The following is a 20,985-nucleotide window of genomic DNA, read 5'->3' as shown; positions in this document are numbered from 1 at the left end:
CGGATCGTCCATCTGACGATTCGGGCGTCGTGTCGTACGGCACACCCCTCGCGGAGGTCTTCGCCCCGCTAATACCTGGCCGTGGCTAACGCCTCGTAAAACGGACAGTGGCGGACGAATCCCAGCGCTTCGTACAGCCGCAGCGCCGGCTCGTTGTCGGCACGGACGTTAAGGCCAACCGTTTGGATGCCGGCAAGTGACGCGACCACTGCGCTGGTGACCAGGCGGCCCAATCCGCGGCCCCGGCAATCCCGGCGGGTATAGACGTTGCCGATCGCCGCCGCGCCTTCTTCCCTCGACAACAAGTGCGTGCCGGCGGCCGCCGCCAGGGCGCCGTCTTCGTAGATGCCGCGAAACGCGCCCGCCGTCACCATTGACGGAAAGAAGAAGTCAGGCGCCTCGCCGGTGGCGTCGCCGTCGGCATAGAGCCGCTGCAGCGCCGGCACATCGTCCGCGCCGAGGCGCACGGCGTGTCCAGGGTTGATGTGGCATCCGCGGTCGGGTGGACCCTGCCAGCCCATGCGCCACATCGGGCGCTCGCTCTCCACGTGGGCGTGGCGTGCAATCTCATCCAGCGCGTCGCGCTGCACTTGCAGGTGCACGGGCCAGGTGACGTGATCGAGCGCCTCGCGGACGCTGCCAGGTCCGGTCGCGAAGAGGATGCTGGTGCCGAAATCGCGCAGCACGAGCGTGAGGTCCGGGGTGAACCACAGGGTCTTGGCGAACATCGCGGGCGCGAGATCCCCAAGCGCATAGACACCCCACACCGGGTCGCGGCGCAGGATCGCGCGGATGTCGTGCTGGTCGGTCAGGCGAGGCATGAAGGAGGCGGCTTCAAGTATAAAGGAGCCACCATGGTGCCACTCCGAATGCTCACGTTCACCGTTGCGGCCCTCGCTGTCTTCCCGGCCTTCGCCCAACAGGGGAGCCAGCCCCGCAACGACCTGCCACAGCCGTACACCACGACCCGCGATTGGGGAGAGCTGCCGCCCGGCGTGAAGTGGGCGGCGGTGACCGCGATTGAGCCCGCGCCAGACGGCACCATCTACGTGGTCCATCGCTGCTTCGAGAACTCGTGCGCCGGCCGGCCCGAGGCGCCCATCCTGAAATACAGCGCCGGCGGCAAGCTCCTCGCCGCCTTCGGACAGGGCATGCTGATCTTTCCGCACGGCGGCGCCGTCGATCGTGACGGCAACCTGTGGATGACCGACGCCGGCAATGCGCCAGGCAAGGGGCACCAGGCCATCAAGTTCAGTCCCGAGGGCAAGGTGCTGATGACGCTCGGCCGGGCCGGTGTCAGCGGTTCGGGTCCCAGCCTCTTCGACCAACCCACCGACGTCGTCATCGCTCCGAACGGCGATCTGTTCATCACCGATAGTCACCGCAACGGCAAGAACAACCGCGTGATGCACTTCAGCGAGGACGGCAAGTTCATCAAGGAATGGGGCCGCAAGGGCTCCGGTCGCGGCGAGCTGAGCGAGCCGCACACCCTGGCCATGGACTCGCGCGGCCGGCTGTTCGTCGGCGACCGCGAGAACAACCGCATCGTGATCTACAGCCAGGACGGCCAGGTGCTGGACGAGTGGCGCCAGTTCGGCCGGCCCAGTGGCATCGTCATCACCGGCGACGACACGATGTATGTGGCTGATTCGGAGTCGTGGGGGACCGACACCGGCGCCCATGAACTGCCGGGCATCAAGAAGGGCATCCGCATCGGCAGCGCCCGCGGCGGGCGCGTCACCGCCTTCATCGAGGACCAGGAATCAACCGCGGCGGATCACGCCGGCGCCGAAGGCATTGGCGTGGACGCCCAGGGCAACGTCTACGGCGGTGTGGTCCGCCGCCGCATGCTGGAACGGCACGTCAAGAAGTAGGGCCGCACGATCACAGCCGCAGATTGGACGCAGATTCAAGATTCTCACGGCTGGCAGCCGCAGATTAAACAGCAGATTCAAGATTCTCACGGCTGACAGCCGCAGATTAAACGCAGATTCAAAATCCTCACGGCTGGCAGCCGCAGATTAGACGCCGATTCGAGCTCCCGCTATATGCGGCGGCCGATCCGTTTCATGGTTCGCTCATCGCGAACCGGCGATACTCCAGCGATGGCCGGCCGAAGTTGACCAGCAGGGCGATCTCGTGGCCGCTGACGGCAAGGTAGTTCAGAACTTGCGCGTAATCGGCGGGCACGGTGGCCGAACTGGCCTTGACCTCGACAATCACGTTGTCGAAGCAGACGAAGTCCAGCTTGTAAGAGCCGTGAAGCCGTTGCCCCTTGTACTCCACCGAGCACGGCAACTGCGTCGTGAAGGGGATGTCGCGCAGCGTGAACTCGTGAGCCAGCGCTTCGTAGTAGATCGCCTCGAGAAAGCCCCTGCGCAGGACCCGATGGACCTCCATGGCGGCGCCGATGATCGCGAACGTTCTCTCGTCTCGTCCGGGCTGTGGCATGTTCATGCGGCCCAGAACATCCAATTGACGTGCCGCAGGCCCGATCATCCCGCCATCGCTGTAAGTGGTTGAGGCGACAGGAGCGGGCCCGGACGGGGATGCACGGGCCGAGCGACCACATCGGAGAAACTGCAACATGGGCGCCTTTCGGCTGCGGCAATTCTTGCCTCGTCAGGCGTGAGTGAGCATCGTTGGCTGGCGTGAATCTGCGGCTGCATTGGTGAGGCCCGAAACCTGCGTCTGAGTCTGCGGCCGTGATCGTGAAGGCCCGAAGTCGGCGTCCAATCTGTCGCTGTGATTCGTGAGAATCAGAAATCGGCGTCCAATCTGCGGCTGTGATTCGTGAGGACCAGAAATCGGCGTCCAATCTGCGGCTGTGATTCGTGAGGACCAGAAATCGGCGTCCAATCTGCGGCTGTGATCGTGAAGACCAGAAATCGGCCTCCAATCGGCGGCGTTGATTGTGAAGACCAGAAATCGGCGTCCAATCTGCGGCTGTGATTCGTGAGGACCGAATCTGCGTCCAAATCTGCGGCTGTCGTCTGTGACCTATCTTGCGGCCCAGTCATAATGAGCCAGCGCCCGCTGGATCGCGGCGGGCACGTCCTCGGCCAGCAGGAACCCCTCTTCGACCAACGCCACGGCGGCCAGCGAGATGCGGCCGAGGTAGTCTTCGCGGCTCGCGTAGCGTTCCGCGATCGACCTGCGGCTGTCGCCGGTGCGTTCGCGGTCTGCGCGGGTGCGCGGCAGCGGCAAGTATGATCCAATCTCGCTCGCCAGCCGGTCGGGCGCGCCGATCGACGCGCGGCGGTAATTCCACCCGGTGTGCGTGGCCAGCGGCACGGCAATCTCCGGCAGCCGGATGCCGGCGCGATCGTTGCCGGCTTCATCCACGGCCGGCACGCGGCCAATGAACGGCTTGCCGATGTCTGGCGGCTCCTTCGTGACGATGCCCTTCGCCCACTCGGGCCCGAAATCCAGGCGGTAGGTTGTCATCGGCGAGTGTGGCCGCGCGTAGCCGGGAATGGCCGGCCAGCCAGACGCCTCCACGGTCGTGAGCGTGCCGTTGGCCAGCTGGGGATAGCGGCTCGCTGGCGGCTCCACGCCTTCCGCCACCCAGCGATCGAGCGCGCGGAACAGGGCGCGAATCACCGGCGTGTAGACCAGCGTGTTCATGTCGGCGCGGCCGACGAAGTCCGGATCCGCGTACGGCGCAGGAGGAAAGGCCCCGACGATGTGCGGAGCAGAGGCGATGAAGTAGATGCGGCTGGTCGGCGGTGGCGCGATGTCGCGCGTGCCGGTGACATCGGTGTGCACCAGCGAGCCGGCCCGGTTGAAGTACTCGGAGTCGGTCAGCACGTGGAAGAACTTCGGAACCGTGTTGCTCCGGGTCGCCTGGCGCAAGACGCCGTCGGTAACGCCGGTCTCCGGATCCGTCTGGTCCACGTCCGTGAAGGGGAACATGTCCACGGGATAGAGAATGTTGAAGTGCTGGAGCTGGTCGCGTGACTGCTGCCCGAAGCGGTGGTTGAACGATCCGCGGCCGGCGCCGCCGACCTGGTCGAACACCCCGTCGAACACGATCTGTCCGCCCTCGTCTTCGTTGAACCCCTCGTAGACGAAATGGCGCAGGAAGCGGCCGGTCTGCGACACGCCCCAGCCCAAGGCGAGCGTGATGCCCGGAAGCGGATTGCCCGCCGCGGCCGTCGCGTGCTTGAAGAAGCTGATGATGTCGCGCGTCCCGGCCAGGCCCACTCCAATCACGCGGGGGTCGCGGGCGCGATAGACCACGTCGTAGATGAGGCCGGGCTCGAAGCTGCGATCCAGGGTCACCGCGCCCGGGCCGGTGAAGCGCCATGTGGCCCGCGCGATCTCCCTCGGAGCATCGGTGGGCAGCCGCCGGACGAGCAGCTTGTTCTCGGGACTCGTGGGATCGGCAACCGGGTAGGCGAGATGTCCGCGGTCAGCCACCGAGGCGGTGTTCGCGTTGGGGCCGGGAATGAAGTTGCCGCGCACCAGTCCGGTGATCGGCCGGCCGTTCTCGGTGGCGATGGGAATCTCCATCCGCATCCGGCCTTCGGGCACGTCCCATTGCCATCCCATCCACAGCAGCGAGAAGCCTTGTCGCATCAGCGCACCATTGCCAAACTCCGCGGCCGTCGTCGGATCGGGTGAATTGGCGGCGTCCTGGAAGACGGGAAGGATGCGCTTGGTGCCGCGATTGCCGGCCTCGTAGAACAAGCGGCCGTTGCCGCGGGTGGGATCAACCGGCTTCAGCAGATAGAAATCGGCGGAGAACTCGACGAGGCCCTGCGCGTTGCGCGGCGCCAGCTTCAGATCGACGATACCCTGGTTCTGTGGAAGAGACGGGTCGAGGGCGAAGTCGACCTTGCCGACCAGTTTCTCGTACGGACCGGCGGCGCCGAACGGCTTGCCCGCGAGCACCGTCTCGCGGCGCTCGATGCGCAGCCGCGTGACGCCTGCTTCAGCGATGCCGGTAAGGGCCTGACTGACAAGGAGGGCCACGAGCAAGAATCTGATCATGGCGGGATTATACGGCCGGGCATTCAGCGGGGATGTAGCGTCCGGCTATACCCGGACCGTCGTCTCCGGCCTGTTACAGGCCGAGCCAGTTTCTCAGCGCATCTTCCACGGCATGCGATGCGGCCTCGTCACAGCGCCCGACTTCACGCACGATGCTGGCGCGCGGCACGCTCACGATCTTGTCCACCATCACCTGGGATGCCGACTTCAGGCCGGTGCGCTCACCCGGCGGCACGTTGACCCGGAAGAGCGGCGCATCGATGCACGCCGTTGTGATCGGACAGATGGTCACGCTGGCATGCGTGGGATTGAACGAGTCGTTCTGGACGACGAGTGCGGGCCTGGGCTCACCGGTTGTAGGCACCGCGGGCCGAGACAATGACGACGGCGCCGCGGGTTATTTCCCCCCGCGGGGATCCCCGGCGTGCTCGATGAAGTCGAGGGTGGCACGGTCGGCGTCCTGTGCGCTGGCCAGCAGCGATTGACGCCGTGCCTCTATGTGCGGATCGACGACCGGGCCCGCGAGGTGGGCTTCGAGGATCGCGCGCGCGACCTCGCTCCGGCTGCGCCGCAATCGGCGGGCCTCCCGCGCGAGCCGGCGCTCCAGCTCAGGAGTCAGCCTGATCGTAACGACCGCGGACACGTTGGTGGTTTCCGGCACGATGTATACAGTTACACGACTCCATGGCCCGCCGCTGGTCATCGGGAAGCGAGCCACGCCGCGGCTTCAGAAGGGGTGAGCACCCGTACGGGCGAGCCCTTGAAGTCGCTGGGATTTCGCGTAACCAGGGCATCACACTTCGCGCGCTTGGCGGCCGCCGCCGTGACCGCGTCCTCGAAATCGGTCCAATTCAAGGCTAGAGCTGCGTTCAGCACGGCACCGTCCACGCTGGCTACCGCAAAAACCGAGAGCAACGCGTCGGTGGTTTCCCTTGCCATCCGAACGCCAACCGCCTTTGCGTTCAAATAGTGCAGGGTCGTGACGGCATGGGCCGAAAGCAACCCCTCGGCCTGTCCCTGCTCAACCGCCGCCCAGATGGCCGACGAGGCATCCGCAAATGGCGCGCGATCCAGCAGCACATCGAGCACGACATTGACGTCGAGCAGCACGCGCTTCATCGGTACTTGCGTGCGAGATACCGGTGGTAGTCCGCAGATGAGCCGCGTTTGAGTGAGCCGCGGAGCTTGCTGAGAACGGCTGGTGCGTCGCCGGTCTTGCCGGTCGGGGTGGCCACCAGGTCGAGCAGCTTTTCGACCAGCCCGGAGACCGAGGTCCCTTGCGCCAGGGCATAAGCCTTGGCACGCTCGACGATGCGCTCATCCACGCTGAGGGTGAGTTTGGCCATACGTATGATTATAGCGCCATCATACGTATTCCGAGGCTGTCCGCGGGTCTAGCGTGTGCCGAGCCGAACGGTGTGGTTGCTACGGTCGGCTACGTAGATGCGACCGGCAGCATCAGCGGCAACGCCCTTCGGATTGAAGAACCGCGCTGCCGTGCCGACACCGTCGGTTGATCCCGGGCTGCCCGAACCGCCCACCGTCGTCACCTCGCCTGACGGGGTGACCTGCCGAATCAGGTGGTTGTCGGTATCGGCGACGAACACGTTCCCCTCGCGATCAACCGCCACTCCAGATGGATACCGAAACCGGCTCGCGGCGCCGGTTCCGTCCGCGGATCCGGCGCTACCCGCCGTTCCGGCCAGCGTCGAGACGACGCCCTCCGCGGTGACGCGGCGAATCGTGTGGTTGCCGTGGTCCACGACGAACACCGTGCCCGCCGTGTCCACCGCGATGCCGTAGGGCACCGTGAACCTGGCGCTCGTGCCCGTGCCATCCGCGCTGCCGGCCGAGCCGCCCTGTCCCGCCAGTGTAGACACCACGCCAGCGGCCGTTATCTTGCGGATGGTGTTGGCCGTGGCATCAGAGACGTAGACGGTGCCGTTGCCATCCGCCGCGATGCCGAACGGCTGATCGAATCGCGCGGCCGCGCCGGTGCCGTCAGTGTGGCCCCGGGACCGCGCGGCGCCGGCCAGCGTCGTCACGATGCCGCCGGGCGCGATCTTGCGGACCGTGCTGTTGAAGCTGTCGGCCACGTAGAGGTTGCCGGCTCGATCCGCCGCGACGCCGAACGGCGAGTAGAAGCGCGCGGCGGCGCCCGTGCCGTCGGCGCTGCCGTACGATCCGGGCGTGCCGGCGTAGGTGGTCACCGTCCCATCCGGCGTGATGCGCCGGATGACGTGCGCGGCGCTGTCGGCGATGAAGACGACGCCATCGGCGTCAACCGCGGCCGAAAACGGATCTTCGAAGCGGGCGGCAGCGCCTTGTCCATCGACGCTGCTGGTGCGGCCGGCCTGTCCTGCAATGGTGGCGACGACCGCACCGGACGCGATCGCGCGAATGGCGTCGTTCTCTGTATCGGCGACGTAAATCACACCAGCGTTGGTCGCCGCGATGCTGGAAGGGAAGTGGAACCGCGCCGCGGATCCGGTCGCATCCGTCGTCCCGGGATTAGAGAGTGCGCCCGCGAGGGTCGTTACCGCGCCGTTCGCGGCGATCGAGCGAATGGTGTGCGAGCCGTAGTCGGCGATGGTGATGACGCCCGCGGCATCCACCGCGATCCCGCGTGGTTCGCTCAGCGACGAACCGGTCAACGCCAGCGTCGTCACAGTGCCAGCGGTGGTGATGCGGCGGACGGCGCGATTGCCGGTGTCGGCGACGTAGACGATGCCCGTGGCGTCCACGGCAATGCCCATGGGGCCGCGGAATGAAGCGGCAGTGCCAATGCCATCAGCGTTACCCGGCTGGTCCGCGCGTCCGGCCAGCGTGGTGACGACACCGGCCGGCGAGACTTTGCGGATCAGGTGGTTGTCGTAGTCGGAGACGTAGAGCGTGCCGTTGACGTCGAGCGCCACGCCTCGGGGCTCATCCAGCCGCGCGGCCGTGCCGGTGCCGTCGGTCGAACCCGCGCCACCACCGCCGGCGACGGTCGAGACCACGCCGTCGGCCGTAATCTTGCGAATCGCGTTGTTGGAGGCGTCGGCTACGTAGACAGTGCCCGCGTCGCCCACGGCGAGGCCGAACGGTTCGTTGAAACGCGCGGCCGCTCCGGCGCCGTTGACCAGGCCTTCGAGGCCCGGCGTGCCGGCGAGGGTCGTGACCTCGCCTGAGGGCGAGACTTTGCGAACGGTGTTGTTCCGGGTGTCGGCCACGTAGATGTTGCCCGCTCGATCGACGGCCACCCCGCGCGGTGCGTCAAACTGCGCGGAAGTGCCCACGCCGTCCTGGCTGTTGACGACGGAGCCGGGCGTGCCGGCAAGCGTTGAAAAGGTGAAGGTGGCGGCGGCCAGGGCCGCGAGCAAGAGCGCCGAACCGATCATGGATGATTAGACCGAAGAGGAGGCCGGAAGTTACCCGGTCTTCCGCGTCCTCGCCAGGAACTCGAACAGCCGGGTGTCGTAATCAGGCTCGCCGGCGCCGAACCCGCCGTGTGCGCCCCCGGGCACGATCCAGGTCGTGACGCGGCTTGGGTTGGCCTGGCCCAGCATCCGGGCATGCCGTGCGGGGGCGTTGTCGTCCAACTCGCCGTGAATCACCAGAACCGGCGCGCCCGGTCGCGACACCGCGGCCAGTGCCGATGCCGCTCCGAGGTCCACTCCGTATCGGACACGAGCGTAGAGCAACCCAGCCTCGATCCCGGGCCTAAGGACGCTCCGGCCCACCCAGGCGCCGGTCCGCAGTTGCTGGCCGACGCGATCGAACGCAATCTCGCGCATGTTCGCAAACGCGGATTGCGCGATCACACCGCACACCCCTGGCGCGTCCGCGGACTGCAGCGCGACCGCCGCGCCGAGCGAATCGCCGAGCAGGAAGACGCAGCCGTTGGTTGCGCGCTGGCGCACCCAGGCAATCCAGCCGCGCATGTCGCCGGACTCCAGCGCACCGAACGTCACGAGATCGCCGCCGCTGTCGCCGTGGCCGCGTCCGTCGAGGGCCAGCGCGCGGTAGCCCCGTTCCAGGAGCGCCCTGGCCCTCGGCAGCATGCCGGCGCGATTGCTGGTGATGCCATGCAGGAGCATCACCGTGTCGCCGTTCGAATTCCCTGGTGTGAAGAGCCAGCCTTGCAGCGTCGCGCCATCGCCGGCCGTCACCGACACCGTCTCGAGCACCGCGCCAAGCGAGGTGGCGAGGTCCGCGGCGCGCGCGTGGTTGTCTGCCGTGAGCGCGGTCCGGGGGCGATGGATGGCGCGGTCAACAAGGCAGGCGCCGGCGCCAACCGCAACGGCCAGGCAGGCGGCGATCAGGGAGAGGAGTCGCTTCAACTAGGTGCGCGGATCGGCGCACATCTCGCACACGCGGTTCACGGCATCGAAGCCGAGCATCTCAACCTGCGGCGTGAGGTACCCGGGCTTCACGGGTTCGGAGCGCAGCAGGTCGGTGCTCAAGTACTTCTTGTTGCTGTCGCTCAACACGGTGACGACGACCGACTCCGGTCCGAGCTCCTGCTGGACGCGGAGCGCGCCAATCACGTTGGCGCCAGAGGAGATGCCCACCGCGAGCCCGTGCTGCGCCAGCAACTGCGCCATCAGGATGGCGTCGCCGTCGTTGGCCTGCACCACGGCGTCCAGCTCGTCGAAGTGGATGATCGGCGGCACGAATTCGTCGGAGATGCCCTGGATGCGGTGGTGCCCGATCTTGTGTCCGGCCGACAGCGTCGGCGACTCGGCCGGCTCGAGCGGATGCACCCTGACCGAGGGGTTCTTCGATTTCAGGTAGCGGCCCACGCCCATCACCGTGCCGCCGGTGCCGACGCCCGCGACGAAGGCGGCAGGGGTCAGGCCCTGTCCCTGCAGTTGCAGCCAGATCTCAGGGCCGGTGCCGGTGAAGTGGGCATCGACGTTGGCCTCATTGGAAAACTGGTGGGGCAGGAAGGTGCGCGGGTCGGCGGCCTTCATGGCGTCGGCACGGGCAATGGAGCCGAGGAACCCGCCGTCGGCCTTGCTCACCAGCACCACGGAGGCGCCGAAGCTCGCGATCAGCGCGATGCGCTCGCTGCTCATCCAGTCGGGCATGAACACGGTGACCGGATGCCCGAGCGCGCGGCCGATGGCGGCAAACGAAATGCCGGTATTGCCGCTGGTCGCCTCGGCGATTGGATCGCCCGGCGCGATCAGGCCCGTTTCGTAGGCGCGCTGCAGGATGTGCAGCGCCATGCGGTCCTTGATGCTGCCGGTGAGGTTGAGGGGCTCGTACTTGGCGTGGATGGTGCGCGGCTCCCCGCCCACGCGCAGGGCGAGGGCGAGGAGCGGCGTGTTGCCGATCAGCCGGCGCATCGAGCGGAAGCGCCGGGCGAGGTTGGCGTCGAGGGCCGTGTTACTTCCCGCCCTTCGCGGCGATCGCCTTATTGATCGCCTCGACGGTCTTGGTGGCCCGGAACTCGACGATCTGCTTCGCCTGGGCGGTCGCCTTGGCGCGGTCGGCGATCGAGTGGCCGTTGATGCTGGCCTTGCCCGCCTTCACGCGCCCGTCATAACGGACCGAGTTCGGGTCGTCGATGAACATGTTGAGCGTGATGATCGGGTCGTCGTGCATGCCGTCGCTCTTGCCCTCGCCGATGCCCTGGCCTTCCATGTGCTTCGCCACGCTGGCGTAGTCGTAGTACTCGGGGATGTGCAGCGCCAGCGCCTTGCCGGCCCACTTCGCCGTCAGCGCTTCGGCCACGGCCTTCTGGCCGGCCTGGTTGCCGCCGCTGTCGCCGATGAAGATGACGTTCTTGAAGCCGTGGGCCTGCAGGCTCTCCGCCGCATCGGTGAGCACCGCGCGGAACGTCTCCTCACGCATTGTCATGGTGCCGGGCGACAGCATGTGCCCGGTCTTGGGCTCGATGCCGCCCTCGGGCACCAGCTTGATGATCGGCGCACACAACGCGTTGCCCAGCTTGCGCGCAATCGCCTCGCAGTTGGCGTGCAGCACGTAGTTGTGCTTGCCCGTCACCAGCCACGGACCGTTCGGCTCGATGCCCCCGGTAGAGACGATGATGCTGGTCTTGCCCGCCTTCAAGGCGTCGCGGACGTCCATCCACGTCATCTCTTCCAGCCACACCGAGGTGGCGGGCGGCAGGGGATTGACCGCGTCGTTGCAGTTGTAGGGGTTGTCGCGGCAGTCGCCGCCACCCATCGACCGCGGATCGGGCGGCCGACGCTGGCCCTGCTGGGCCGCCGCGAAAGTACCGGCCAGGACGACGATGCTCAGTGCTGCAAGCGCGATCTTTTTCATAGGTCCTCGATAATCAAACGGCGGCACTGAAGTGCCGCCCTCCTGGTGCTAGATTCCGGGCTTGATGCGGAAGGTGCCGTCTTCCATGCGTTCGCGGTACTTGCCGTGGCAGCTGGCGCAGGTCGCTCCGAGCGGCGTGATCGACGTCTTGGCGGCGTCGAAGTTGGTGTTGGCCACGTTCATCAGCACCGAGTCGGCGTGCCGCTTGCCGTCGGTCGCCCACTTGGTGGCCTCCTCGTTGCCCTTGGTCTTGAAGAACGTTTCGATCTCGGTGAACGCGGTCTTGAGAATCGTCGCCTGTTCCTTGGTGAGGTCGGCCGACGAGCCGTCGAGCGCCTTGCGCAGCGCCGCCTGGGCGGGGGGCAGCTTGGTCATGATCTTCTGCAGCGCCAGTTCGTCGGTTGACATCGGCGGAATCGGCTTCTTGGCAATGTCCACACCCGCGGTGTTGATCACCGCCGTGGCCAGCACCACCGGCTTGCCCTTGAACTTCGCCTGGTCTTCCGGCGACAGGTCGAGCTTGTAGTCCTTCAGCTTGGTCGCGATCTCGGCGGCGTCGAACTTGATCAACTGGCCGATGACCGTGACATAGCCGTTGGCGTCGGCCGGCTTCTGCAGCGTGGGCGCGAGCACCAGCACGTCCTTGCCGGTGGACTTGGTCTTGTCCTGATCCACCGAGAAGGCGGTCTTCGTGAGGTTGGCTTCAACCGCACCGGTCATCGTGACGTATTCGCCGATGTACGGATCGGGGTTGGCGGCGACCGAGCTGGCCGCGACGGGCACGAGCGGCTTGGGCGGCGTGTTGGCGGCCGGCGGCGGCGCCTGCCCGCCCTGCGCGGAGGTGAGCGCGGAATAGGAGATGAAGAATGAGGCGAGCGCGATGCCGGCCATGGTAACTGTCGATTTCGTCGATCGCTGCATGTTTGAACTCCTGGCGGTGCACCGGGCCATTGCGGTCCCGTCCGGGCCCCGAACTGGCACATTGTAACGCACGGTGTTCCCCTGGTCTGAGGGGGCATCGTCTTCATTTGTAATCGTGGCGGCGCCCGGTTGGTGGTGTAACCTCATCGGCGTTGGAGGCTTCCGCATGTTGACGAAATCATCCTTGGGTCTCGCGTTCGTGCTCATCACATCCCTGGCGGCTTACGCCCAGGCTCCCGCCGCGCCGCCGGGCGACCGGCGCGTGGCGTCCGTCAACACGCAGCCGCGCGTGGATGTGACCAACATGCCCCGGCCCATCGACATGCACGACAGCGTGTGGATTGAAGACCTCACCATGCTCGAGGTCCGCGACCTCATCAAGGCCGGCAAGACCACCGCGCTGATCCTGGCGGGAGGCATCGAGGAGAACGGGCCGTTCCTCACCACCGGCAAGCACAACAACGTGCTCAAGGGCACCGGCGAATCGATTGCGCGCGCGCTCGGCAACGCCCTGGTGGCGCCGATTGTCACGCTCGAACCGGGTAACCCGCTGCGGCCCAACCTGTCGCCGGGCACCGTGGTGTTGTCGCAGGCCACCTATCGCGCCGTGCTCACCGATATGTCCAACAGCTTGCGCGGCCAGGGCTTCACCAACATCGTGTTGCTGGGCGACAGCGGCGGCAACCTGAACGGCATGAAGGACGTTGCCGCCACGCTCAACGCGGAATGGAAGGGGCAGGGCGCCGTCCACTTCATCCCCGAGTACTACAACTACGCCGACGTCGAGCAGTTCCAGGAGAAGGTGCTCGGCATCCACGAGAAGCTCGAGGGCTACCACGACGATTACTACATCTCCGCCATCATCGCCACGGTCAGCACCGACGCCATCCGGATGCCGGAGCGCGTCAAGGCCGGCAAGTTCGCGATTAACGGCGTGCCGCTGGCGCCGATCGAGAAGACCATCGCGAACGGCAGGAAGATGATCGCGTTCCGCACCGAAGCCACGGTGGCGGCGATCAAGAAGTCGATGGGGAAGTAGCGCCGGGCCATGAAACCAATTGGGGCGGCGTGCGCGTGCTGGATCCTGGCCGCGGGACTTGTGCTGGCCCAGTCGGGCTTCCCCAAGCCTGACGGCTACGTGAGCGATTTCGCCGGCGTGCTTGACCAGCCGGCCGAAGACGCGCTCGAGGCGCGGCTCGCCGAGGTCGAGCGCAAGTCGTCTTCCGAGATCGCGGTCGCGATCGTGAAGTCCCTCGACGGCATGTCGGTCGAGGAGTACGCGAATCGCATGTTCAAGGAGTGGGGCGTCGGCCAGGCCAAGACCGACAACGGTGTGCTGGTGGTGGTGGCGCCGGGCGAGCGCGAGATGCGCATCGAGGTGGGCTACGGCCTCGAAGGCGTGCTCCCCGACGGCCTCGCCGGCGAGATTCGCGACGCGCAGTTCCTGCCGCGCTTCCGCGAAGACGACTACGCCGGCGGGATCACCGCCGGCGTCAACCGCCTCGCCGACATCGTCGAACGCAACCAGGTGCTCACGCCCGAGGAGCTGGCGCGGTTCAACCAGTCATCGGACGAACCGCCGGTGTTCGTCCTCGTGCCCTTCCTCGGCATTTTCGTCGCCATCGGATCGTTCATGATCGGCCTGGGCTTCCGAACCAAGGCCGTGTTCCCGATCTTGTTCGGCGGCTTCTTTGCCGGCCTGCCGATGCTGATGGCCCTGCTCGTCATCTTCACCGCGGCCCTGTTCACACTGGTACCCCTCGCGCTGGCGATGGCGGTGGTCGGGTTCCGGCTCGGCGGACGGGCGTCGTGGCGTGACTCGTTCCGGCCGCCAAAGGGTAAGGGCGGCGGGAAGAGCAGCGGCGGTGGATGGGTGATGGGCGGCGGCTCGAGCGGCTCTGGCTCGAGCTCGGGCGGCTCGTCGAGCAGCGGCAGCAGCTTCGGCGGCGGATCGTCCGGCGGTGGAGGTGCGAGCGGCCGGTGGTAGCCGCCTCGCTCGGGCGGCGACCGGCGGGACTCCTGGTGCTGTGCCTGACCACTGGTTGCGTGGCGGCGGGCACGCGCGAACAGCAATTCGTGCAGGGGCACATGGAAGGCCTGCCCGCCATCGAGTTCGTCCGCGTCTCGTGCGGGGGCGGATTCTTTGCCGGCTCCCACGTCTGCGCGACGGTCGCCATGGCCGAGGGCATGACGCTGCAGTTCCTCAACCTCGGGTATCAATCGTTCGGATCGGCGCCCTCTCGCGTCCGCGTCGCGGCGGCCGGCGGCCGCGCGCCGCTGGTCGTGTCCTGCGCCGGGCAGTCGGGCTTTGCCGACGTCGATCGCGCCGGGCTGTTCGGTCATCACTTCTCACCGGCGATCGACCGGGTGGCCGACGCCATTCGCCGCCGCCGCGACGTGATCGAGGAGCTGGAGTTCTGGCCGCAGTGTCCGCAGTTCTGGGAGGTGCAGGAGAACGACGGAACTGCCTATCGCTATTGCGCGCACGCGGCAGGCCAGGTGGGCGTGCCGCCGCCGAGACCCTGCGGCTAAACACAGGCCGCAGAATACACAGCCGCAGATTACATAAGCCGCAGAATACACAGCCGCAGACTGCACAGCCGCAGATTAGACACAGATGTCCCCGGGCAGTTCTGAGGCGGGCGTGTTAGAAAGTTTCTGTGCGAGGCGTGCGTTAATCTCGCCTTCAAGGTGACAGCGAGCAGGCGCGTTCATTCTACGATGCCGCGCCGGCAAAGCGATCAGCATGCGCACGGACGATCGAGAATCTCGGACGGAATGGGCGTCGGGGGCGACTCGGGCGCGAGGCTCCGGGCCGCGGTCTGGTCCGCAATAATCTGCGGCTGTGGATGTGCTCTACGATAATCTGCGGCTGTTGATTTCGTGTCGATGCTCTGCGGCTGTTGATGTCGTGTCGAGGATCTGCGGCCCTAGTCGCTCGACAGCACGAAGTAGAGCAGCACCGGCGCAATCACGATGCACGCCGCCGCGGCGAGGGCGACGAGCACCGTCTGCCGCACGACGCCGGCCACCGGCCCCGACCCCGCGCCGCTCGCCAGCAGCGGCACGACCGACTCGCGCGCCCACTCCACGCCGCCGGCAATCGACGGCCACGCCATGCCGATGGCGGCCAGCATGATGCCGATGGTGATGGCCGCGGTGATGCCGTGCAGCCAGGTCATGGGCCTGGTTGACGCCTGCGCCGACTCGAGGCGGGCGCGGACCGCGGACCGCCACCACACCTGGCCGGCGACCGGCACCTGGACCTCACGACGCGCCTGGTCGTGATCCAGGCGGAGCGCCACCGCCACGTCGGCCACCTCGCCGCAGATCGCGCACTGTGCCGCGTGGGCGACCAGTTCATGGTCGGCGTCAGGCCACCGGCCAGACAGCACGGCGTTGACGACGCGATCTTCGTGGACACATTCGTAACGGGTCACGACCGGCCTCCGGGGATCTTCAACAACACGGCAAGGCGATGGCGGGCGCGGAAGAGCATGGCCTTCAGGCTCGCGGTCTTCACGCCGAGGGCCACGGCGATTTCTTCGTGCGACCACCCCTGCGCGTAGGCCAGCCAGAGCAGGCTGCGTTCGCGTGGTTTCAGCTGCTCCATGGCGCGCGACAGGTCGATGCGGGCCGCGGCGCGATCGGCGCTGTGCGCATCGGCCGGCGCGGCCACCGATTCTTGCGCCGCGGTGGTGGCCGCCACTTCCACGCGGGGCCGCCGGCGGTGGTCCTGCACCAGGTTGGTGGCGATGCGGAACAGGTAGTTACGCCGGTGGTCATCGCTGTCGAACGCCGCGTTCGATCGCAGGAACCGGTAATAGGCCTCCTGCAGCAGGTCATCGGCGAGGCGGTCATCGCCCGTCATGCGCGACAGATACACGCGCACCGGCCGCGCCGTCAGCTCGTAGAAGACGCGGAAGGCTTCCTCGGTCATCTGGAACGTTCGTTCGGCTTCGTCAAAGGCGCCGAGGCGTTCCATGTCGGTCAGTGCGAGATCACGCATTACCGGAACTCGGGTCGTGGGCGGCGGCCGGCGCCGGGAACAGGCCAAGCCGCGACGAGACGAGGTAGGCCATGGTGGCCGCGAGGACGAAGCCCGCGCCCAGTGTCATCAGGATCACGCCGACCACGATAAAGGCCTGCTGCGCTTCGTTGGTCACCGACTGCGCCGCCAGCCGGAAGCCGACGCCGACCGTCGCGAGCACGATACCGGCCATCATCGACCAGATGATCGGCCCGACCGGCGCCCCCTGGCGGGGCGCGTCCGCTTCCTGCTGAATCGGCGCCGACTCCAGGAACCGCCGTCCGGCCGGGCTCTGAATGTAGGCGAGCAGCTCTTCGTTGGTGGTCATGCGGTCCATCAGTTTCACGTGCACGTCCGATTGCACCTGTGACAGCCGCAACCAGCGCCGATGCTGAATGACGGCCCGGATGATCCAGGCCAGCACGCCGACGAAGACGCCGACGCCGAGGATCCCGGCCATGCCGCCCAGCAGCACGCCGAGGGCTTCCATCTCCGGCGACATCGGCTGGCGCCGTTCATAGTAGTCATAGCCGCCGAAGTAGAACGAGGGGTTCCGCATGACCTCCGGATGCTGCTGCAGGAACGCGACCAGCTGCGGATACGGGGCCACGTAGTCGGCGCGGTCAAGCAGCGTGGGGTCGCGCCTCAGAGTCTCGCCGACCGCGGGTGGATACTGCCGCAGGATGTCCTGGACCTGTTCCCGCGTGGTGTGCGCATCGACAGGGGCCTGGTAGAGCGGCACCGCGGCGCCGGGCGGCGTCGGCGGCGTGGGCGGTTGGGCCGGCGCCGGCTGGGCCGCCGACGGCGCGGCCGTGGCCAGCAGGGTCAGGGCGGCGAAGGCGGCGGCAAGAACGCGTTGTGTCATACCCCTAAATACGGATTGGCCCGGGAAAGGTTAACGGCGACGCGGTTTGATAGGCTGGGGGCATGACGGACCCTCGCCGGCGCATGTCGATGCTGCGGTCGTTCACGTGGGCCGATCTGCTGACCATTGCCAACGCCGCGTGCGGCACCATCTCGATCTTCCTCTGCCTCGACTACATCGCCACCGACAACCGCCGGTTCTTCTGGGCGGCCTTCTTCCTGCTGCCGGGGGCCCTGGTGTTCGACGTGCTCGACGGCTACGTGGCGCGTCTCGATACGCGGCGGCAGTCCTTCCTGGGCGCCGATCTCGACTCTCTGGCCGACGTGATCTCGTTTGGCGTCGCCCCGGCCGTGCTTGGTTTTACCCTCGGCCTGCGCGGCGGCTGGGACATGACCATCCTCACCTACTTCGTGGTCTGCGGCGTCAGTCGTCTTGCGCGCTTCAACGCCACCGCCGCGGAGCTCACTGATGCCGGCACCGGGAAGGTGAAGTACTTCGAAGGCACACCGATCCCGACCAGCGTGCTCCTGGTCCTGTTGTTGGGGCTGGCGTTCTACCTTGGCTACGTTGACGAGCGTCTCTGGTTCGGCGTGTACAAGGTGGGCCCCGCCTTGCTGCACCCCCTCGCGTTGATCTTCGCCGCCAGTGGCAGCGCCATGGTCAGCGCGACCTTGCGGATCCCCAAACCCTGAACGCCGGCCGCGGGCTGGTATATTGCGCGTCATGCGGAACGTGATGCTCGGTGTGTGCGTGCTGGTCGCGGCTGCGGTCATGGGGCTGCGCGGGCAGGCGCCGGCGCCGGCGCCGGCCCCGGCCGTCCGCGCCGAGGGCCCGGTCCTTTACGAAAACGCCCGCCTCATTCCCGGCGACGGCGGTCCCGTCATTGAGCGCTCGGCCATCCTCGTTGAGCAGCGCGCGTTTGCGCGGGTCGGCCGCGCCGGTGAGATTCGCGCCGCGGCGTCGGTGCCGCGCGTCGATCTTTCCGGCAAGACCGTGATGCCGGTGTTGATCGGCACGCACGTGCATCCGGGGTTTCAGCAGGGCCTGACCTACTCGGCCGCCAACTACACGCGCGAGACGGTCGTCAGCGACCTGGCGCGCGCGCTCTACTTCGGTGTCGGCGTGGTCCAGTCCCAGGGCATCGAGACCGGCGAACTCTTCTATCAACTGCGCGCGGAACAGTCGCGCGGCCGCCCCGGCGGCGCCCTGTTGCAGGTCGCCGGCCGCGGCATCGGCGCGCCGAACGCCGGCCCCGGCGGCGCGACTTACGCCGGCATTGCCTACGAGGTGACAACCGCGGCCGATGGCCGGCGCGCGGTGGCGGAGCTGGCGTCGCGCCAGGTGGACATGGTCAAGATCTGGGTGGACGACCGGAACGGCCGCGCGCCCAAGCTGAGCGCCCCGGTCTACCGCGCCATCATCGACGAGGCGCACCGGCGCCGCTTGCGCGTGATCGCCCACGTCTTCTATCACCGCGACGCCGTCGATCTGGTGGACGCCGGCGTCGACGCCTTCGCGCACCTCGTCCGCGACACCGAAATGGACGAGGCGCTGGCGGCGGCGATTGTGAAGAAGAACGTCTACGTGATGGGCAACCTCACCACGCCACTCAAGCCGACCTACGCCGCCACGCCTCCCTGGCTGACGGCGGGTGATCCGATGATGACGTTGCTGGGCGCCGCCGTGCAGACGCCGGTCCTTGAACGCATGCGGGCCTATTACGCGAAGCGCGACCCCAAGGCCGTGGACGGCGCGCGGCAGCGGTACGGCATTCTGCAGCGCAGCCTCGCCAGGCTGAACGCCGCCGGCGCCCGGATCGTGCTCGGCGCCGACACCGGGCTCGAAGACCATCACTTCGGCTTCGCCGAACAACTGGAGTTGCAGGCGATGGTGGAGGCCGGCATGACGCCGGCCCAGGCGATTGTCGCGGCGACCAGCCGCGCCGCGCAGTTCCTGCAGCGCACCGACACCGGCGTCATCGCCACGGGCAAGCGCGCCGACTTTCTCGTGCTCGACGCCAACCCGCTTGATGACATCACCAATACCAGGCGGATCTCGCGAGTCGTGATTGGGAACAGCGAGGTCGATCGTCGCGCGCTGATCGCGCTGATGCGGTAGCGGAGACGGACTCCAGCCACCGAGGACGCAGGGGACACAGGGTGTCTGTGGCTATCGTACGTACGGGGCGTTAAGATTGTTGAATGCCTCTCCCGGCCGATGCCCACATCGGGACCGTCAGCCTGACCGTCAGCGATCTGGATCGGTCGCTGCCGTTCTATCGCGACATCCTGGGGTTCCAGGAGATCTCGCGGGCCGGGCGGACGTCGTCGCTGTCGGCCGGCGGTGGTCGCCCGTTGATCGAACTGCACGAGCGCCGCGACGCCGTGCCCCGTCCGCGGCGCAGCACCGGCCTGTTCCACTTCGCCATCCTGGTGCCGTCGCGTGCCGCGCTCGGCCGCTCGCTGCGGCGGCTCGCCGATCGGCAATGGCCGCTCAGCGGCGCCGCCGATCACCTGGTCAGCGAGGCGTTATACCTCGATGACCCGGATGGCCTGGGGATCGAGATCTACCGCGACCGTCCGCGCGAGACCTGGCGGCGCGCCAACGGTGAACTGGCCATGGCCACCGATCCGCTGGACGTGCAGGGCGTGGCCAGCGAGGCCGGTGCGGACGAGCCGTGGCAGGGGCTGGACGCGGACACGGTGATTGGCCACATGCACCTTCACGTCTCCCGGCTGGACGAGGGCGAGGCGTTCTATTGCGGCGAGATCGGCTTCGCGCCGATGGTCCGTTCGTATCCCGGTGCGTTGTTCGTGTCGGCCGGCGGCTACCATCACCACCTGGGGATGAACACCTGGGCCGGCGTGGGCGCCCCGGCGCCGCCGGAAAACGCCGTCGGTCTGCGGTCGTTCAGTATCGAAGGAAACGGTCTCGACCGTCGTGACGTGGAAGACGCCGCCGCCCGGGTCGTGGTGACGCTGGTTGGAGGCTGACGAGGCATGCGCGCCCTGCTGATCGCGTCCGTGATGCTGACGCTCGCGCAAGACGTGGACCTCGAGATCCAGCGCGTCGCCATGGAAGGGTGGGTCGCCGCCCGCGCCCTGGCGCCGAAGGGCGGTGCCCTGGAGCTGCTCGGTCCCGTGAACGTCCGGTTGAAGATGCTGGACGGCCTGCCGGGAACGGCGGCGCGATACGCCGACGTCGCCATTCGCGCCGCCGTCAGTGCGGCGCAGGAGGAGCGCGATGAGCTGGATGTGTTCCTGGCCCACGCCCGCGACCTCTCCAACACGATGGCGTTGACCGGCGCGACGGCGCAGTGGCCGCTGCCGATCGACGAACTGGAAGGGGAGTTATGGCTGGAGGTGGACCGCTACACCGACGCCCGTGACGCCTACCAGCGAGCGACCAGGACGAAACCCACCGCCAACGCCTGGATCGGCCTGGCGCGCGCCAGCGATCGCTTGGGCGACGTCGTCAGCGCCTGCGCGGCCTACACCCGGGCCAAATCCACAGCGGGCCTGCCGCCGTCGGTGGAAATTGAAATCTCGGTCTACGCGCTGAAATGCGGCCGGTGATGTGGCGTCCGGCTCTACCCGAGCTTGGGATGTGGCGTCCGGCTTTAGCCGGACCACAGTTGTAACCATGCCAGGCACCTATCGCCCCGAAGTGATTGACGAATTGGCGAGGCATGGACTGTGCCCCAAGCCGGGCACGTCGCCGGAACTCCTCCGCGAGCAGATCAACGATCTCTACCGCTTCGAAATCCGCCGCCTGCGAGACCGCTGCCGGGCCGGCGAGTTCAGCATCCGCGAGCTGCCGGGGCACGTCGTCGAGTTGCGGCGCCGTTACATGCTGCTGTCGATCCCCACCCCCCAGTGGGTCGTGCTACCGTAGCCCC

At 67.4% G+C, this 20,985-nt stretch carries 24 protein-coding genes; 9 read left to right on the top strand and 15 right to left on the bottom strand.

The window, feature by feature from the left end:
• Nucleotides 1-68: 68 nt before the first annotated feature.
• Nucleotides 69-821 (bottom strand): GNAT family N-acetyltransferase, encoded by a 753-nt coding sequence (locus tag WC815_12540; protein ID MFA5909600.1) that lies wholly within the window; start codon nt 819-821, stop codon nt 69-71.
• Between the two features lie 33 nt (nt 822-854).
• On the opposite strand from WC815_12540, the gene WC815_12535 reads away from it, so the two are divergent.
• Nucleotides 855-1,874, top strand: coding sequence for a peptidyl-alpha-hydroxyglycine alpha-amidating lyase family protein (locus tag WC815_12535; protein MFA5909599.1), 1,020 nt, complete (start codon nt 855-857; stop codon nt 1,872-1,874).
• A gap of 193 nt (nt 1,875-2,067) precedes the next feature.
• On the opposite strand, the gene WC815_12530 is transcribed toward WC815_12535, so the two are convergent.
• The 11 genes from WC815_12530 to WC815_12480 form a co-directional block, all read right to left on the bottom strand.
• Nucleotides 2,068-2,457: a GxxExxY protein gene (locus tag WC815_12530; GenBank protein ID MFA5909598.1), complete on the bottom strand. Its 390-nt coding sequence runs from the start codon at nt 2,455-2,457 to the stop codon at nt 2,068-2,070.
• A 543-nt stretch (nt 2,458-3,000) separates the two neighbouring features.
• Complete coding sequence (locus WC815_12525; GenBank protein MFA5909597.1) at nt 3,001-4,995, bottom strand: alpha/beta hydrolase domain-containing protein; 1,995 nt, start codon at nt 4,993-4,995, stop codon at nt 3,001-3,003.
• A gap of 73 nt (nt 4,996-5,068) precedes the next feature.
• Nucleotides 5,069-5,359 carry a type II toxin-antitoxin system PemK/MazF family toxin gene (locus WC815_12520; protein MFA5909596.1) on the bottom strand — a complete coding sequence of 97 codons (291 nt, stop codon included), beginning with the start codon at nt 5,357-5,359 and terminating at the stop codon, nt 5,069-5,071.
• A gap of 33 nt (nt 5,360-5,392) precedes the next feature.
• Nucleotides 5,393-5,656, bottom strand: a complete 264-nt coding sequence (locus WC815_12515) for a hypothetical protein (GenBank protein ID MFA5909595.1) — start codon at nt 5,654-5,656, stop codon at nt 5,393-5,395.
• A gap of 38 nt (nt 5,657-5,694) precedes the next feature.
• Nucleotides 5,695-6,114: a PIN domain-containing protein gene (locus tag WC815_12510; GenBank protein ID MFA5909594.1), complete on the bottom strand. Its 420-nt coding sequence runs from the start codon at nt 6,112-6,114 to the stop codon at nt 5,695-5,697.
• Nucleotides 6,111-6,341, bottom strand: coding sequence for a DUF6364 family protein (locus WC815_12505; GenBank protein ID MFA5909593.1), 231 nt, complete (start codon nt 6,339-6,341; stop codon nt 6,111-6,113). Before WC815_12505 ends, WC815_12510 begins: the two co-directional genes overlap by 4 nt.
• A 48-nt stretch (nt 6,342-6,389) precedes the next feature.
• Nucleotides 6,390-8,375 (bottom strand): NHL repeat-containing protein, encoded by a 1,986-nt coding sequence (locus tag WC815_12500; GenBank protein ID MFA5909592.1) that lies wholly within the window; start codon nt 8,373-8,375, stop codon nt 6,390-6,392.
• Nucleotides 8,376-8,405: 30 nt separating this feature from the next.
• A complete protein-coding gene (locus WC815_12495) occupies nt 8,406-9,317 on the bottom strand; it encodes an alpha/beta fold hydrolase (protein MFA5909591.1) in 912 nt (303 codons plus the stop codon).
• The gene (locus tag WC815_12490) at nt 9,318-10,328 is read right to left on the bottom strand and encodes a cysteine synthase family protein (GenBank protein ID MFA5909590.1); all 1,011 of its coding nucleotides are present in this window, start codon (nt 10,326-10,328) and stop codon (nt 9,318-9,320) included. It lies immediately after the preceding gene.
• A 40-nt stretch (nt 10,329-10,368) separates the two neighbouring features.
• Nucleotides 10,369-11,271, bottom strand: a complete 903-nt coding sequence (locus WC815_12485) for a creatininase family protein (GenBank protein ID MFA5909589.1) — start codon at nt 11,269-11,271, stop codon at nt 10,369-10,371.
• A gap of 48 nt (nt 11,272-11,319) precedes the next feature.
• Nucleotides 11,320-12,192 carry a hypothetical protein gene (locus WC815_12480; protein MFA5909588.1) on the bottom strand — a complete coding sequence of 291 codons (873 nt, stop codon included), beginning with the start codon at nt 12,190-12,192 and terminating at the stop codon, nt 11,320-11,322.
• A gap of 199 nt (nt 12,193-12,391) precedes the next feature.
• On the opposite strand from WC815_12480, the gene WC815_12475 reads away from it, so the two are divergent.
• Genes WC815_12475 through WC815_12465 form a run of 3 tightly spaced genes read left to right on the top strand, consistent with a single transcriptional unit; the run spans nt 12,392 to nt 14,724 of the window.
• Nucleotides 12,392-13,231 (top strand): creatininase family protein, encoded by an 840-nt coding sequence (locus WC815_12475; GenBank protein ID MFA5909587.1) that lies wholly within the window; start codon nt 12,392-12,394, stop codon nt 13,229-13,231.
• A 9-nt stretch (nt 13,232-13,240) separates the two neighbouring features.
• Nucleotides 13,241-14,179 (top strand): TPM domain-containing protein, encoded by a 939-nt coding sequence (locus WC815_12470; protein MFA5909586.1) that lies wholly within the window; start codon nt 13,241-13,243, stop codon nt 14,177-14,179.
• Nucleotides 14,173-14,724, top strand: a complete 552-nt coding sequence (locus WC815_12465; GenBank protein MFA5909585.1) for a hypothetical protein — start codon at nt 14,173-14,175, stop codon at nt 14,722-14,724. The genes WC815_12470 and WC815_12465 overlap by 7 nt, the downstream gene beginning before the upstream one ends.
• Before the next feature lie 398 nt (nt 14,725-15,122).
• On the opposite strand, the gene WC815_12460 is transcribed toward WC815_12465, so the two are convergent.
• The 3 genes from WC815_12460 to WC815_12450 are packed head-to-tail and all read right to left on the bottom strand — an operon-like array spanning nt 15,123 to nt 17,087.
• On the bottom strand, nt 15,123-15,632 hold the full coding sequence (locus tag WC815_12460; protein MFA5909584.1) for a hypothetical protein: 510 nt from the start codon (nt 15,630-15,632) through the stop codon (nt 15,123-15,125).
• Entirely contained in the window at nt 15,629-16,201 is a 573-nt protein-coding gene (locus WC815_12455; protein MFA5909583.1) for an RNA polymerase sigma factor, read from the bottom strand. Before WC815_12455 ends, WC815_12460 begins: the two co-directional genes overlap by 4 nt.
• On the bottom strand, nt 16,194-17,087 hold the full coding sequence (locus tag WC815_12450) for a hypothetical protein (GenBank protein MFA5909582.1): 894 nt from the start codon (nt 17,085-17,087) through the stop codon (nt 16,194-16,196). The genes WC815_12455 and WC815_12450 overlap by 8 nt, the downstream gene beginning before the upstream one ends.
• Before the next feature lie 62 nt (nt 17,088-17,149).
• Between WC815_12450 and WC815_12445 the strand changes: the two genes are divergently transcribed.
• The 5 genes from WC815_12445 to WC815_12425 all read left to right on the top strand — a co-directional run bounded on the left by WC815_12445 (nt 17,150) and on the right by WC815_12425 (nt 20,981).
• Nucleotides 17,150-17,779 carry a CDP-alcohol phosphatidyltransferase family protein gene (locus WC815_12445; GenBank protein MFA5909581.1) on the top strand — a complete coding sequence of 210 codons (630 nt, stop codon included), beginning with the start codon at nt 17,150-17,152 and terminating at the stop codon, nt 17,777-17,779.
• A gap of 31 nt (nt 17,780-17,810) precedes the next feature.
• Nucleotides 17,811-19,205: an amidohydrolase family protein gene (locus tag WC815_12440; protein MFA5909580.1), complete on the top strand. Its 1,395-nt coding sequence runs from the start codon at nt 17,811-17,813 to the stop codon at nt 19,203-19,205.
• Between the two features lie 83 nt (nt 19,206-19,288).
• Complete coding sequence (locus tag WC815_12435) at nt 19,289-20,080, top strand: VOC family protein (protein MFA5909579.1); 792 nt, start codon at nt 19,289-19,291, stop codon at nt 20,078-20,080.
• A 6-nt stretch (nt 20,081-20,086) separates the two neighbouring features.
• Entirely contained in the window at nt 20,087-20,662 is a 576-nt protein-coding gene (locus WC815_12430) for a hypothetical protein (GenBank protein ID MFA5909578.1), read from the top strand.
• A 67-nt stretch (nt 20,663-20,729) separates the two neighbouring features.
• On the top strand, nt 20,730-20,981 hold the full coding sequence (locus WC815_12425; protein MFA5909577.1) for a hypothetical protein: 252 nt from the start codon (nt 20,730-20,732) through the stop codon (nt 20,979-20,981).
• Nucleotides 20,982-20,985: the final 4 nt, after the last annotated feature.

The sequence above is a fragment of the Vicinamibacterales bacterium genome (assembly GCA_041659285.1).
Lineage (GTDB): Bacteria > Acidobacteriota > Vicinamibacteria > Vicinamibacterales > UBA2999 > 12-FULL-67-14b.
The sequence above is the reverse complement of the archived record's forward strand: the minus strand, read 5'-3'. Positions and strand labels throughout refer to the sequence as shown.